Origin of the sequence: Streptomyces xylophagus, from assembly GCF_000716435.1 — a bacterium.
Taxonomy (GTDB): domain Bacteria; phylum Actinomycetota; class Actinomycetes; order Streptomycetales; family Streptomycetaceae; genus Streptomyces; species Streptomyces xylophagus.
In genome coordinates this window covers 41,838-56,907 of the sequence record NZ_JNWO01000043.1, presented here as the reverse complement: position 1 = coordinate 56,907, position 15,070 = coordinate 41,838, and the positions used below count along the sequence as shown (strand labels likewise).

Sequence of the window (15,070 nt, the reverse complement as noted above, 5' to 3'; positions counted from 1 at the left end):
CCCCTCGCACCCACCCCGACCGACCAACCCGCACCACACCGGCCCCCCGCTCCCCCCGCCCGACCGCCGGAGGCATACCGTGAGGAGTCGTGCGCCTGAGCAGGGCGACTGAGGCGGGAGGAGATACGGGATGGGCAGCCGCACCGCGCTGGTCGAGGATCTGATGGAGCGCTTTCCGGATGTGCCGCGGGAGGCCGTCTTCAAGGAGGACCTGCTGCGTGGGGGTGTCGCCTTCGACCCGTCCGCGCTGAGCGACAACGAGGGCGGCGACGTCAAGCCGAAGTCGTACTTCATCTTCTCCTTCGACCACGGGACCCTGCCGGAGCTCGGAGAGGCGGCGCTCAGGCGGCCGCCCGAGGAGATCATCCTCACCGGTGGGCCGTACGACCTGCGGCGGACCGTGGTCTCGGTGCGGGTGAATCCGGCCTCGCCGTACCGCGTGGCCTCCGACGAGGACGGGGTCCTCGGGCTGTACCTCGACGGGAAGCGGATCGCTGACGTCGGTGTGCCGCCGATGCCGGAGTACTACCGGCACAAGCTCGCCAACGGGAAGTCCGTCATGGAGGTGGCCCCGACCATCCAGTGGGGCTACCTGATCTACCTGACCGTCTTCCGGGTGTGCCAGTACTTCGGCGCCAAGGAGGAGTGCCAGTACTGCGACATCAACCACAACTGGCGTCAGCACAAGGCCGCCGGGCGGCCGTACACCGGTGTGAAGGATGTCGAGGAGGTGCTGGAGGCGCTCGAGATCATCGACCGGTACGACACGGCGAAGACCTCAACCGCCTACACCCTCACCGGCGGTGCGATCACCAAGACCGTCGCCGGGCGCGACGAGGCCGACTTCTACGGCCATTACGCCAAGGCCATCGAGGAGCGCTTCCCCGGTCGTTGGATCGGCAAGGTCGTCGCCCAGGCGCTGCCCAAGGACGACGTGCAGCGGTTCAAGGACTACGGCGTGCAGATCTACCACCCCAACTACGAGGTGTGGGACGAGTATCTGTTCAAGCTGCACTGCCCGGGCAAGGAGCGCTACGTCGGCCGCGCCGAGTGGCACAAGCGCATCCTCGACTCCGCGGAGATCTTCGGCGCGCGCAACGTGATCCCCAACTTCGTCGCGGGCGTGGAGATGGCGGAGCCGTTCGGCTTCACGACCGTCGACGAGGCGATCGCGTCCACGACCGAGGGCCTGCGGTTCTTCATGTCGCACGGCATCACACCCCGCTTCACGACCTGGTGCCCCGAGCCCACCACCCCGCTGGGCAAGGCCAATCCGCAGGGCGCCCCGCTCGAGTACCACATCCGGCTGCTGCAGGCCTACCGCGCGACCATGGAGGACTTTGGGCTCAAGTCCCCGCCCGGATACGGCGAACCGGGACCCGGCCGCGCGGTCTTCTCCGTCAGCTCCTTCATGGACAGCCTCCCCGCCGAGGAGCCCGCACCTTTGTAAGGTAAAGGTAACGGTGTGGCCAACTCCTGCGACGGGTGAGACGGGAGAGGCTCGGACACGTACAACTGCACAGAGGACAACTGACGGTGACCGCAATTGAATACGCGGCTTGTCAGTTGTGTGGGATGCGTGAAAGGCTCTTGCCCTGTCACGAGGCAGCCCCCCTCCAACTTGCCTGCTGTCAGAGCTAGTTGGCCGTCATTCGTGGATGCAGGAGACCCATGCCCGACCTGCCGACTCCTCAGGACGCCGCTGAGGCCGCGCTGTTCACCGAGTGCTGGGACGCCGTGCTGTCCTACGCCGACCTGTGCACGTCCGGAACCGCCTCGGCCACCGAGCTGGCCAGCGAGGCCTTCGCACTCGGCATCCAGGAGGCCCGTTCCGCCGGGTCCGGGCCGATGCGCGGACCGGCCCGCCGCGTACTGCCGGTGATACCGCTGCTGCTGACTGCCGTACGGACCACGGCGGCCGCGTGGGAGTTCGCCGGACAGGGGCACCGGCTCGACCCGGACCTGCGGCTGTGGCTCAACTCGGAGAAGGCGGCCCGCTACCACGGCATGCCGTTGCAGCGCCCGATCGCCCTCCGCGGTCTGCGGGACCTCCAGGAGGCGGACGCGGCGCTGCTGTGGCTGGCCGAGGTGGAGGCACTGCCGCTGACCGTCGTGGCCCGCCGACTCGGCCTCGACCCGGCGATCGTCTCCGGTGAACTCGCCCAGGTGCGGGCCCTGTTCAGGGACCGCTGCCACCGCAGCCACCTCGACACACCGATGGCCGCGGAGTGCCGCAGCTACGCCCGGCTGCTGGACGCGGTGACCCGGTCACCGTCCGCCGACACACCCGAGGACCTCTCACGGCACCTCGCCACCTGTGTGCAGTGCGCGGAGGCCGCCGCCTGTCTGCGCCTGGCGGGCGGCGGACTGCCGTCGGCCCTCGCGGGCGGGGTGATCGGCTGGGGCGGGCTCGCCTACCTGGAGCGCCGCCGCCGTGCCGCCGAGGTACGGCTCGGCGTGGGGCGTCCCGCCGCCGAACTCGAGGCCGGGGAACCGAGGGAGGGCGCGAGCAAGGCGCGCCTCGTCCGGAACGGCTTACTGGCCGCGGCCGTCCTCCTCTCCGCGGTGGCGCTCGGCGTCTCGATGATGCCGATGGGCGGCTCCGGCCACGACAACGCGGCCAGCGACGAAGCCGACCGCCAGCCGGTGGCCGACCCGGGCTCCGTCGCGTCGCCCGTCGGCACGCACCCGTCCGCATCGTCCTCCCCGTCCACCCGACCCACGGCGAGCCGTACGAAGGCCGCCGACCCCAGTGACAAGAACCCCGACACGGAACCCCAGGGCACCGCCTCCGCCACCGCGAGCAACTCCCCGGCCCCGACGGCGAGTTCGAGTCCGAGCGCGCCGGCGAGCTGCGAGGTCACCTACGACCTGGTCAACCAGTGGAACACCGGTTTCCAGGCCGCCGTCACCGTCACCACCACCAAGGCCCTCGACACCTGGCGGGTCGCCTGGACCTACCGCGACGGCCAGCAGGTCACCCAGATGTGGGACGCGACCGTGGCCCAGGACGGCTCCCGCGTCACGGCCACCGCCGCCGACTACAACAAGAACGTCGCCGCGAACGGCAGCTTCACCTTCGGCTTCCTCGGGACGTGGAACAACAGCAAGAACTCGGCGCCGGACAGGTTCACGCTCAACGGGGCCACCTGCACGGAGTAGTTGGAGGCAGGGCCCACCCCCGAACGCCGATGATTCCCCCTGCACGCCCCTGCACGGCAAGCGCATCACCACCACCACTGACGCCACGGTGACGCCCCCGTAACGGCCCCCCTGCCAACGTAGCCATCGCCGGACGGACCTGAATGGTCCGCCGGGATCGGACTACCAGCGGGGGAAACATGTCGGCATTCAGGGACCGGGCGCTGCTCGCGCTGAGTGACCCTGTCGCTCTGGGGGCGTTGCTGTCGCCCGCCGACGGTGCGGGCGAGCGGCGGGTCCGTACGATGCTGGGCTCGGCCTACGACCTGGCGGCCGTCCGGCTCGACACGATCGCCGACGCGCGGGTGCGGGAGATCGCACTGCAGCGGCCGCTGTTCCCGACCGGTCGCCGGGACGGCGCGTGGTCGCAGCTCGTACCGGCCTACACCCGCACGGAACTGACCCTGAACGTGCCCGAGCCCACCCGGCCGGTCTGGGTCGATCTGCTCGCCACCGTCGATGTCACGACGGTGGCCGAGGTCGACCCGGCCGGCGCCGAATCGGTGGTGACCCGGGCGTTCGACGACTTCACCACCTTCGACGAGTTCCGGGCGAGGTTCACCTTCTTCGATCTCGACGCCTTCCTCGTCGAGCACGGGATCAGCACGGTCGAGGAGTTGAAGGACGCTTTCGACTACGTGGTCGCGGAGATACGGCTGCGCACACCGCCGCCGTTCGACCCGGCCGACCCGGCGAACACGCACACGCTGCCCGTCACGCTGGCGGCCGTGGTCGTCGATCCGTTCGACCTCGCCGAGGGACTGCGCGCCACCCGGCTCGTACGGGAGGCTGCGCGCCCCCTGATCGGCCCGCCGCCCGCCGGGCTCCCGGCCGAGGTCACCGAGGCGTACGCGACAGCCGTCGTCATCGCCGCCGACGGCCTGCCCGCCGGGCTCGCCGCCGCGGACGTCGAACGGGTCCTCGCCGCCGAAGGCGTCGTCACCCTCTTCCTGCCCGCCCCGTGAGGAAACCGCGGCGCGTCCGTGGGCCCCGCTCGCACCCCTCTGCCATCGACCCGGCCTGACCGGCCCCGCTCTGAAGGAGAACCCTGATGCCCGTTCGGTATATCCGGGTTGACCCGACCGTCAACCTGTTCGCCCCGGCCGTCCGCGCGTTCGGCACGATCGCGATCGTGGGCCGGGTGACCGCCCCGACCTCGACGGTGGAGGCGCCGACCAAGAAGTCGGCCGCCGCCGCGGCCGCCGTAGCGCCGAAGCCGGTGGCGTTCACCAGCCCGGACAAGGCACAGGAGACCTTTCCGGGAGACCTCGGCGACGCGCTGACCCTGGTGTTCGAGCAGACCCCGGGACCGACCCTCGTCTACGGCGTTCCCGTGGACGCCACCACACCGGACTGGAAGGGCGCGCTCGCGGTCGTCGCCGCCCTGAACGTCCAGCTGGTCGTGATCGCCAACACCCCGGTCGACGGCACCTCGACGACCCCCGACGGACCGATAGGCCTGCTCTCCGCGCACGTCACCTCGGTGTCCAACACGGGTGCCGACGGGATGGAACGGATGGGCGTCGCGATGCTGCCCCAGGGCGGCAACGACCCCACGGTGATCCTGCCCAACGAGCGGATGGTCTACGTCGCGCACAACAGCGCACAGGACGCGGCGGTGGCCGTGGCCGGCACCATCGCCGGCTACGAGCCCTGGGTGTCACTGCTGCTCAAGCCGGTGAACATCGTCAGCCCGCCGTTCGGCCCGACCGACATCGACAAGTTGAACGGACCGCCGGAGGTCTCCGGATCGGGACCGACGGGAGCCGGTGTCAACTGGCTGACCACTCCGGCCCTCATCCCCGGCAACGGCGTCTACATGGGCGAGGGATACGCCGGCGACCCCGGCAGCCCCAAGAAGTACATCGACGTCTGCCGTTTCGTCGACCACCTGTCCTTCCTGCTCAAGGCGCAGCTCATCGGCTCGATCGGCAACGTGCGGATCAGCAGGTCCGGGCTGCGCGCGCTGGTCGCCCAGATGGAGGCGGTCCTCAGTCCCTTCGTCGACGCCGGTGTGCTCAACAGCTTCGAACTCGTCGTCCCCGTCCTCACGCTCCTCGACAAGGACCCGGCCACGCTCACCCCCGACGAGGCGAACCGGATCCACACCGCCGAGGTGCAGCGCCTCGTGCAGGTGCTGGCCGCCGTCGAGTACGCGGGCGCCGTGCACCGGATCTCCATCGACCTGAAGTTCGACTAGGCACATCCGAGCAGCCACGTCCGAGCAACGAAGCCCGAGTAGGAAGGCACACCTGATGGCCGACTGGAACACCCGCCTCGAAGTGAAACTCGGGGACTCCACGATCACCCCCATCTCGACGTTCACCCCGACCTTCAACGCCCCGCACACCGTGCTGCACAGCATCGAGGCGGACAACGTCGGGTTCGTCCGCCAGCCCGCGACGTTCACTTTCACGATGGGCGTGCCGGCGGTCGCGACCGCGGTCGCCGACCTGACCCAACTGGCCACGGAGGGAACGGAGTTCCAGATCATCGTGGCCGAGAAGAAGGGCACGGACTGGGCGTTCAACTCGATGAAGTTCGCCCGCTGCGTCGTCACCTCGGCGAACCCCAGCAACGTGGTGATCGACGGCGTCCCGCAGGCGAGCTTCACCTGCCTCGCGCTGTCCGTCGGGGTCGAGGCGTAACCCGTGGACGGCGCCCGGGTGGAACGCACCGGGATCGCGCTGGTGCACGAGGGCGAGTACATCGTCCCGCAGGCCGGCAGCGAGGCGGTGATCGAGCCGGAGGACGAGTCCGGGGTGATCCATTACTACTTCCCGGTCCAGGTGGAGGTCGTGGGGACCCTCCCGGACACCGAGGTCCAGCGGGTCGCCGGTTACGTCTTCGACCAGCTCGACCGTGAACTGGCCACCCGGATCTGACAGTTGAGACCACCCGGACCCGACGCATGTGAAGGGGGAGGAACGCGATGGCTGGTGCGGTGAACCTGCCTGTGCTGGTGGGCCCTGTGCAGCTGCTGTACGTGCAGAGCATGACCATCAACGAGGGCTACCGCATCGAGCGGATCATGGGCAGCCGGTTCTCCCAGGCCACCCAGCCCACGAACAAGACGATCGCGATCGAGGCCGTCCTGCTCGGCCCGCAGCGGCAGGAGCAGAAGAAGGCCCTGGAGGCGCTCGCGCTCACCTCACGCCTGCTGGTCGCCGCGATGGCCCGCGGGGAGTCGGCGGTCGGCATCCCGGTGGTGTCGGGCCTGACCATCAGCCTGAACATGCAGGTCACCGATCTGCGCTTCACCCAGGGCGTGGCCAAGCGGGACGCGCTGGACGTGTCGATCACGCTCCAGCAGATCCCGCCCGCCCGCACCGCCGCGGTGCTCGGCGAGATCGGCGACCTGCTCCTCGCCGTCGGCACCGCGGCCGTACCCACCGGGCCGGCGGCGAGTCCCATCGCCCGTGTCCCCGGCGGCCTGTTGTGAGTCCGCGACGCGGTGAGTCCGCGACGAATCCCGTCATGACCAAGGAGGCAGGATATGGCGGCCCCGAACTACCTCGCCCTGCCGATCGACCCGGCCGAGGGATTCCCGCAGGCGTTCCGGCTCTCCCTGGCCGGCCGCTCGTACCAGTTCCGGCTCTACGCCAATGTGGCGGAGGAGATCCTCGACAGCGCGGCGGGCGACCTGCTCGACCTGCCGGCCAAGGGCGCGTTCCTCGTGCTGTCGGTCGACCGGGAGGAACCGGCCGGCCTGACCACGATCCTGCGGCGCAAGCTGGCGCCCGGGGTGGAGTACCACGCGGCCGAACTCGCCCTGACGTTCCCCACGATGCTGCTGGACCCGCGCAATCTCAACGGAGCCGGATCGTTCGGCTCCCGGGTCGTCGGAGGGGTGGCCCTGCGATGAACCGACGGGCGAACTCCCTTGAGGAGGCGGCGACATGAGCTTCGTCATCCGCTACCAGGTGGAGATCTCCGCGCCGTTGGCACCCGGCGGACCCGGACTGCCGGTGGTCGTGTCCAACGACGTGCTGACCGGTTCCTTCGTGCTCGACGCGGACATCACCGTCACGATGACGGAGGGCGCCGCCGCCGACACCTTCGACGTCACGCTGATCAACCTGCCGACCGACGTGACCGACCTGATCCGAGCGGTCCAGGCGCGGACGCCGGTCGACGTCGCGATCCGGCTCGGCTACTTCGACGACCTGTCCACCAGGACGGGCGACGGCGGCCTCGTGCTGAAGGGACGGGTCACCCGGGTCTCCGGCAACGTCGGCCAGGACGGTTACGCGCGTACGGTGCTGCACGGTCAGGAGAAGGCCGGCTACCTGCTGCGCAACACGGGGGCCGCCGTCGGCAGCCCCGCCGCGACGACCGCGGAACTGCTCGCCCGCGAACTGGCCGGGAACCTGAGCGTGCCGGTGGCGGCGGGATCGACGCTGCCAGGAGACCTGAGCGGCTTCACGGTACGCAGCCGGTCCACGCTGGACGCGCTGCGTGCCCTGGCCGAGCGGGGCGACGCGCCGCTGGTGATCCGCGACGGCACGGTCTACTTCGGTGCCTCGGTCGGCGCGGCGAACGACAAGGCGCCGGTGGTGCTCGACCCCGACACCAACATCGTGTGGCTGGACAGTTCCTACGGCGAGGACACCGCGGGGGAGTTGTCGCCGCCGGTGCGGGCCACCGTCAACCTGGCCGTGCTCGGACATCCGGGGTTGCGTGTCGGCCAGGTCGCGAAGATCAGCGGACTGTCCGGGGTGCCCGACGGCACGCTGCGGCTGTCGCGGGTGGTGCACCGGTTCACCACCGCCGGCGGATACACCACCGAACTCGGCCTGATCGCGGCCGGCGCCGGCGAACGGGCCCAAGTCACCACCGGCGTACAGGTGGTGGCGGACCGCTGGCAGGGCATGGTGGACCGGGCCCACGACAACCGTCCGGCGATCGACGTCGGCGAGGTCACCGAGTACACCGCCGGCGCCGCCAAGCACCTGGCGTCCCTGCACTACGCCCAGGTCCCCGACCCCGGCGTGGTCGCGCCCAGCGTGGCCAGCCCCGTCGACACCGGCGCGAGCATGCACGAGAAGCCGATCGCCTCGGTGTTCGCGTTCGACCGCACGGGCCTGGTCGTGCCGGTGTACCCCGGCATGCGCGCCCTGCTCGCCCACAACCGGGGCACCGTCAACGACGCCGTACTGACCGGGTTCCTGTGGCCGGACAACCCGGCGACCCGGCGCCCGGCCAACGAACCCGGCGACTACTGGCTGGCACTGCCCACCGCACTCGGCGACGACGGCCGGCCCACCGGCCCCGGCGCCAACGACCTCACCGACGCGGGCGGCCGCCGGGTCGTCCAGACGACCGGCCTGCACATCGTGGTCGGCAAGGACCTGCTGCCCGAGGTGGGCACCCGGCCCACACCGCCCGCCGACGACACCATCACCATCGAGCACCACAGCGGTACGACCATCACCGTCGACGCCGACGGCGCGGTCACCATCAGCACGAACAACCACCCGATCAAGCTGACCAACGGCACGGTCAGCCTGAACCTCGACGGTGCCGCCGTGGCGGTGTCGTGATGCCCGCCGTCCTCACCGCCGCCGCCACGCTCCAATGCCCGCACGGCGCACCGCTGTTGATCGTGCCGGGCGGACACCTGCTCACCGTGGACGGCCAACCCGTCCTCACCCGCGCCGACCTGCTCACCGCGACCGTCCCCGCCTGCCCGAACAAACCGCCCTGCGGCGCGGTCGCCTCCGTCGACACCGGCCTCGCCACGACGCTGAAGGCCGGGGGCGAACCGGTGGCACTGGAGACCGCACAGGGATCGACCCTGACGGCGTCACCCTGGTCGGTCGTCTCGGCCGGCCAGACGAAATTGGAGGCAATATGACATCGCCGACCTCCCCGGACCCGTTCGGGCACGGCCTGCGCGTGGACGACGGGGATCTCGTACTCGACGGCGGTGACCTGGCCGACGTGAGCGGCATCGCCAACCTCACCCAGGCCCTGACCCTGCGGGTCCTGACACCCTTCGGGTCCGACCGCTTCAACACGGGCTACGGCCTCGACGTCACCCAGGCGTTCACCGAGCCGAACGGCACCCCCGTCGTCAAGCAGCTCCTGAAGCTGAACCTCGTCGGCACGCTGGGCACGGACCCGCGGGTCAGCGAGGTCCGGCAGGTCACCTTCGACGACGATCCCGAACGGCTGGCCGCAGGGCCCGGCGCCGTGGACCGGGCGCGCGCCGCGCAGGTCCGCCGCGCCTGGACGGTCGAGGCCGACCTGGAGACGGTGGCCGAGGTTCCGGTCACGCTGCGCGTGAACGTGGAGGTATGACGACCGTGACCGACTACGGGGTGACTGCCGACGGGTTCGTGCTCAAACCCGTCGACGCGATACTCAGCGAGTCCTTCGACCGGGCCAGGGCGGCGTTCCCCGGAGCGGACCTGACCAGTACCAGCGCGCTGCGCAAGATCCTGGAGACGGCCGCCGCCGAGGACGGCGAACTGTGGAAACGGCTGGAGGACCTGTACTACGGCAACTTCGTGTCCACGGCGACCGGTGCGACCCTCGACCTCCTCGGCGAGGACACCGGCCTGGAACGCGCGCCCCTGGCGAGCACCGGCACGGTCAGTGTCACGCTCGACGACGAGGTGGAGGGCCGGAGTTACGTCCTTCCCCAAGGGGCGATCCTGGTGACCGCCGACCAGCCCGCCCGCGCGTTCGGCACGGTGGCACCGGTGGTGCTCGACACGCGCACCCCCACCGCCGACGTCGGCGTGGTGGCGTTCGAGCCGGGACCCGACGGCGACGTCGACGCCGGCACGATCACCGGCATCGACCCGACGTACCGGTCGATCTACCTCGCCGACTTCGGGCCCGCGGACTTCACGGTGACCAACCGGGCCGCGACGACCGGCGGCACCGAGGTCGAACCGGACGGGACCTATCGCGGCCGGCTGCTCGGGATCGCCCGCAACCTCTGGACCGTCGAAGCCGTGGCGCAGGCGGCCCTCGGAGTCGGTGGCGTCCTGGACGTCGTACTCTCCGACCCGCTCGGCGGAGTCGACGTGTCGCAGAGCTACTTCGACCTCTTCAACTTCGACCAGCGGGCCTTCAGCAGCGAACGCCGCGTCGGGCAGCCGTACTTCTTCACCGTGGTGGTCGCGCACGACTTCCGCTGGCCGTGGCACACGACCGGACCCGTGCCCGGCGTCTTCGAGCGGGTGAGCGCGGCGGTCGACGCGGTACGGCCGATCGGCATCCACGCGAACGTCGTCGAGGCCGACCACATCGAGGTCGGGGTCCGGGCGACCCTCGTGATCGCGCCCGGCTCGGACGGTGTCGCCCTGCTCTCCTCGGTGCGCCGCCGCCTGGCGACCGACATCGCGGCACTGCGCCTGGGCGGCGACGTCCTGTACGCGCAGGTGGTCAGCGCCTTCGTCGAACAGCCGGGCGTGCTCGACGTCCAGGGGCTGCATCTGCGCCGGGCACCGGCCGCGTTCGGCCGGATCACCTTCGGCGACGTGCCGTTCCAACGCGTGCTCGCGGAGGGCGCGGTGGGCGAGAACCTGGTCATGGGCCCGACCGAACTGGCGACCTTCGTCGTCGACGGCGACGCCTTCGACGTCACGGTGGTGACCGGATGACCACCGAGGCCGTCACCCCGGCACCCGTGCTCGCCGTCACCACGATGGCACGCCGGCTGACCACACCGTTCGCCCGTGGCGCGGACACCCTCTCCCTGCGCCTGCGGCTCTCCACCAGCTCGCAAGCAGCGGTGGACAGTTACGACTTCACGGACCACGAGGCCCGCTTCGGCGTACCGCCCGAGCCGGCCTACGTCCTGACCACCACCCGGGACATCGACGTCGACACCACGGTGACGCTCACGTACCAGGAGCCGGGTGCTCGGGCCGTGGACCGTCAACTGACCGTGCCGGCCGGGACGGTGACCGGCACCTCGTTCCTGTTGGAGCAGCCCAGGACCGCGACGGCGCGACTGACTCTGCTCACCATGGTGCCGACGCCGTCCGACAACAGCCCCCAGGACTGCTGGACGTTGACCGCGCTGCTCGGCACCACCGCCAAGCTGCTGTGGGTGACCGGCGCCGAACGCGACCAACTGCGGCGCCACGCGGCCACGACCCTCGCCCAACGGCACCTGCCGTCCGCCCTGGGCCTGAGCCTCGACCTGATCGGCGCCGACCTCGGCGTACCGCGCTTCCCCGCGCTGCCCTACGGCTTCGACCCCGACACGGTGGCGCTGTACCACCTCGACGACGACGCCGGGGCCACCCCGCAGGTGGCGGACACGACCGCCGCGTACCCGGGCCGGACCGCGCATCACGGGGTGCTCCAGGGCCCGGTGCAGACCGGCCTCCCCGGGAGGTACGGCCGGGCGATGGGGTTCCGGTCGGCCGACGCGGCGGTCGTCGTCGCCACCGACGCCACGTTCGACATCGGGGAGCGGGACGACGCGACCTTCGAGTGCTTCGTCCGCCCGGACCCGGCTCCCGACCCCGACGGGCCGGTGCTCAGCCGTCGTACCGACCCCGAAATACCCGGCCCGGGCTGGGAGTTCGCGGTCGGCGACTTCGGCCGTGGCCTGGCCCGCAACGTACGGTTCACGATCGGGGACGGCGACCCGGACCACGACGTGACCCTGTTCGCGGACACCACCCTGCCGACCGACGCGTTCACGCACGTGGCGGCGGTGCTCGACCGCACCAGCGACAAGGTGGGGCTCTACCTCGACGGACGGCTGCGCGACTGGCGGTTCCTGTTCCCGCTCGGCGCGGTGGCCGGCCCGGCCCCGCTGCGCATCGGCGCGGCCGGCGGCGGCTTCCGGGGAGTCGTCGACGAGGTACGGATCAGCTCGGCGGCGCGCACCGACTTCGCGCCGGCGCTCGGCGAGGGCGACGACCACTACCGCCGCCGCCTCGAACTGTTCCGCCGCTGGACCCTGCCGACCCCGGCGAACCTCACCGCCCTCCTCAACCGGCTCGCCGGACCGATCGGCGGGCATCCCGACGCGCTGGTCGTCGACGACACGAACGCCACCCTGGCCCGCGGCACCCGGCTCGTGCACATCCGCCCGTACGCCCTGCTGCCCGGCGAGAGCATCGACGCGACCGGACGCCGCCGGACGACCGAGGCGAGCGCGGTCGGCACCGCCGCCCAGGAGGACACGTTCGACCCGGCCTACCTCCTCCGCTACGACCATGCCGGGGTGGACTTCACCCCGGCGCAAGCCCCGGCCGACCCGCACCTGGTCCAGGTCGGGGTGTCCGAGTGTCTCGACCGGCTGGTCACCCTGGCCGGCGCCGAGACCGCACCGCCCGGCCGCCTGCTGGTCGCCGCCGCCTACGACCCCCTGGCGGGCGACCTACGGGCAACGGGCCGGGCGGTGCTCCTCGGCCACAGCTCGGTACCCCTGGGCCGGCTCGCGGCGCTGGCCCACCGGGCGGGTTTCGACTACGTCGCGTATCGGGCCGGTGCGGGGGAGGTCTACGCGGCGATCGCACTCGGGGACTACTTCCGGATCGATGTCACGCCGATCGATGTCATCTCAACTGCCGTTGGCCCGAGCGCCGTTGGCTCGGCGGGCGTCGGCTCGATTGCCGGTGCTTCGGGCGATGCCGTCGCGGCTGATGCCGGCTTGGCCGAGGCTGCGTCGGCTGGCGACACTCCAACTGCCCTTGATCCGGGGTCTGTTGGCTCGGCGGGCGCTCACTCGACTGTCAGCGGCCCGGCCGACGCCGCTCCGGCTGATGCTGCCTCGATCGACGCTACTGAGGCTGACTCCGCTCCAACTCCCGCTGCCTCGACCGGCGTTGCTCCGGCCGTGGGGGCATCGACGGACGCGGCGATGACGAACGCAGCCCCGACCGGCGCGGCCGCGACCTCGGCCGAGTCGCCCCTGGCCGGCGCCACCCCAGTCGGCGCCACTCCAACCGGCGCTACCTCGGCAGCCGTCGCTCCGGCCGACCCCACTCCAACCGCCGCCACCCCGAACTCAGCTGCTCCCGTCGACCTCGCCCCAACCGCCACCACCCCACCCAACCCCAATCCGACCGACCTCGACCAGGGCGCTGCCGTCACCCTCTCCCTGCGCCCCGCACCCCCCGCCGACGCGTTCCTGAACTGGCTTGTGGTGCCCGGTGGTTCCGGGCGGGCCGTGTTGACGCCGGAGAGCGGGGCCGGGTCCCGGCATCGGACTGCGGCGCTGGCTGCCACTGCCGCCGGGCAGTTGATCGTCAAGGCCGATGCGGCCCGGGGCAGGCACACCGTCTCCGCGTCGGCGACCCGCGACCTGCGGGTCGGGCTTGCGGGCCTGGACGACGGTGCCTCCATCGCCGCTGACGGGACGCCCGGCGTGCCCGCGTCGAGCGTGGAACGCCCCGGAACCTACTTCGACGCGGCGTTCCTCGTCCGCCACGACGACCCCCGGGTCGACTACGGCAGCGACGCCGCCCATCTCGTGCAACTCGCCGTCGCCGAACTCCTGGACGCCCTGCTCGCCGAGTTGGACCGCCGGTCGGTCGCGGGACGGCTCACGGTCACCGCTGCCTTCGACGACACCGGTGACCCTCCCGATCCGGCCGCGGCGCAAGGGCGTCGGCTCGGGCTGCGGCACAGTTCCCTGGACGCCGGCGCGCTGGCCGGGGTCGCGTTCGCGGTCGGATTCGGGTATCTCCTGCGCAGCGGCGACGAGTTGGAGGTGCGCCAGGCCCCCGGGCAACTCGTCTCGGTGCGCGGGCCCGCCGGCGTCGAGCAGGGCGCCGTCATCGAACTGGACGAGGGCGCCACCATGGACCTCACCGCGAACCCGTCGCCCGCCGCCCTCGCCGCCGCCGGCCTGATCGGCCAGTTCCCCGGCGAGGGGCCGCGCCTGGGCTGGGCATCGGGGACGTTCGACACCGCCGCGATCACCGTGGCGTCCAGCACCCAGCAGACCGTCACCCTGAGGGCCGACGCCGCCGGCATGGCCTGGGTGCAGGCGAGCTATCTGATCGACGGGCGGGCGGTGCCGTACACCTTCCAGGTGCGGTTGCGGCCGGAGTTGGACACCCCGACGACGGTCATCACCAAGGACCAGCACGACCTGATCATGAACATCCTCAACGTGCTGCATCCCGTCGGTGTGGAGGTCAACACCGCCGCGATCCGCGCCCATGTGGTCGAACTCCAGGGTGACCTGTCACACGCCAACCCCGACTACACGTACCCGAGGTTCCGTGCCCGCGGCCCGCTGCCGCCCCGAGCGAGGAGGCCCGCCGATGGCTGACATCGTGTTCCAACCCACCTTCGTCCACAAGGAGTTCGTGGACGGCCCCGACGGCGACCGGGTCAGGGCCGGCGAACCGAACGGCTTCAACGCCCGGTTCGGCGCCATCGAGAGCGATCTGCGTCAACTGTCCACCGTCGTGGGCGAGATCGACGCGGCCGTGGACCAGCGTGGTACGGGCCCGGTCGAGCACGTGCTGACCCTGCCGCCGACGCTGATGCCGGTCAGCGGGGCCATCAACTCGTGGAAGATCACCGTCGGCGGCGCGGCCCAGGCGGTGGACAAAGTCGTGTCCGGAGTGATGGAGGTGGCGCTCCCCGACAACGTCCGACTGGTCTCGTTCCGCGCGGCGGGCCAGGGTCAGGGCGGCATCGGCACGACCGGCACGGCGGCCATCTCCCTGGCCCGGGTTCCGATGCCGGGCGGCACGCCGGAGGAGCTGGCCTCGATGGTCGGTGACACGAACCCGTTCGACAAGACCGTGGCCGTCGATCCGGCCGTGGCCACGACCGCGACCGCGACGTTCCGATACCTCATCCAGGCCACCGTCGGGTTCACCGCCAACCCGGTCACGATCGCGGCCTTCCAGATCGCCTACACCAGCAGTTAGGA

General features: G+C 71.2%; 14 protein-coding genes. All 14 read left to right on the top strand.

Translation table 11 applies throughout. The features are described from left to right. Positions 1-130: 130 nt before the first annotated feature. Positions 131-1,450, top strand: a complete 1,320-nt coding sequence (locus OO70_RS47570) for a radical SAM protein (protein ID WP_043686941.1) — start codon at positions 131-133, stop codon at positions 1,448-1,450. Positions 1,451-1,671: 221 nt separating this feature from the next. After that, on the top strand, positions 1,672-3,162 hold the full coding sequence (locus OO70_RS47565) for a cellulose-binding domain-containing protein (RefSeq protein ID WP_043686938.1): 1,491 nt from the start codon (positions 1,672-1,674) through the stop codon (positions 3,160-3,162). 179 nt (positions 3,163-3,341) lie between these two features. Next, positions 3,342-4,166: a hypothetical protein gene (locus tag OO70_RS47560; protein WP_043686937.1), complete on the top strand. Its 825-nt coding sequence runs from the start codon at positions 3,342-3,344 to the stop codon at positions 4,164-4,166. An 86-nt stretch (positions 4,167-4,252) separates the two neighbouring features. Next, entirely contained in the window at positions 4,253-5,401 is a 1,149-nt protein-coding gene (locus tag OO70_RS47555; protein WP_043686934.1) for a hypothetical protein, read from the top strand. A gap of 55 nt (positions 5,402-5,456) precedes the next feature. Beyond that, positions 5,457-5,849 (top strand): hypothetical protein, encoded by a 393-nt coding sequence (locus OO70_RS47550; protein ID WP_043686931.1) that lies wholly within the window; start codon positions 5,457-5,459, stop codon positions 5,847-5,849. A gap of 3 nt (positions 5,850-5,852) precedes the next feature. Beyond that, positions 5,853-6,086 carry a hypothetical protein gene (locus OO70_RS47545; RefSeq protein ID WP_043686929.1) on the top strand — a complete coding sequence of 78 codons (234 nt, stop codon included), beginning with the start codon at positions 5,853-5,855 and terminating at the stop codon, positions 6,084-6,086. A gap of 47 nt (positions 6,087-6,133) precedes the next feature. Continuing rightward, positions 6,134-6,643: a phage baseplate protein gene (locus OO70_RS47540; RefSeq protein WP_043686926.1), complete on the top strand. Its 510-nt coding sequence runs from the start codon at positions 6,134-6,136 to the stop codon at positions 6,641-6,643. A gap of 54 nt (positions 6,644-6,697) precedes the next feature. Beyond that, positions 6,698-7,066 (top strand): hypothetical protein, encoded by a 369-nt coding sequence (locus tag OO70_RS47535; protein ID WP_043686923.1) that lies wholly within the window; start codon positions 6,698-6,700, stop codon positions 7,064-7,066. Positions 7,067-7,100: 34 nt separating this feature from the next. Further along, positions 7,101-8,744 (top strand): hypothetical protein, encoded by a 1,644-nt coding sequence (locus OO70_RS47530; protein ID WP_043686920.1) that lies wholly within the window; start codon positions 7,101-7,103, stop codon positions 8,742-8,744. Continuing rightward, a complete protein-coding gene (locus OO70_RS47525) occupies positions 8,744-9,058 on the top strand; it encodes a hypothetical protein (RefSeq protein ID WP_043686917.1) in 315 nt (104 codons plus the stop codon). The genes OO70_RS47530 and OO70_RS47525 overlap by 1 nt, the downstream gene beginning before the upstream one ends. After that, a complete protein-coding gene (locus OO70_RS47520) occupies positions 9,055-9,504 on the top strand; it encodes a GPW/gp25 family protein (RefSeq protein WP_043686914.1) in 450 nt (149 codons plus the stop codon). The genes OO70_RS47525 and OO70_RS47520 overlap by 4 nt, the downstream gene beginning before the upstream one ends. Beyond that, entirely contained in the window at positions 9,501-10,817 is a 1,317-nt protein-coding gene (locus OO70_RS47515; RefSeq protein WP_234337113.1) for a baseplate J/gp47 family protein, read from the top strand. The genes OO70_RS47520 and OO70_RS47515 overlap by 4 nt, the downstream gene beginning before the upstream one ends. Further along, complete coding sequence (locus OO70_RS47510; protein ID WP_043686912.1) at positions 10,814-14,458, top strand: LamG-like jellyroll fold domain-containing protein; 3,645 nt, start codon at positions 10,814-10,816, stop codon at positions 14,456-14,458. The genes OO70_RS47515 and OO70_RS47510 overlap by 4 nt, the downstream gene beginning before the upstream one ends. Next, on the top strand, positions 14,451-15,068 hold the full coding sequence (locus OO70_RS47505; protein WP_043686910.1) for a hypothetical protein: 618 nt from the start codon (positions 14,451-14,453) through the stop codon (positions 15,066-15,068). The genes OO70_RS47510 and OO70_RS47505 overlap by 8 nt, the downstream gene beginning before the upstream one ends. Positions 15,069-15,070: the final 2 nt, after the last annotated feature.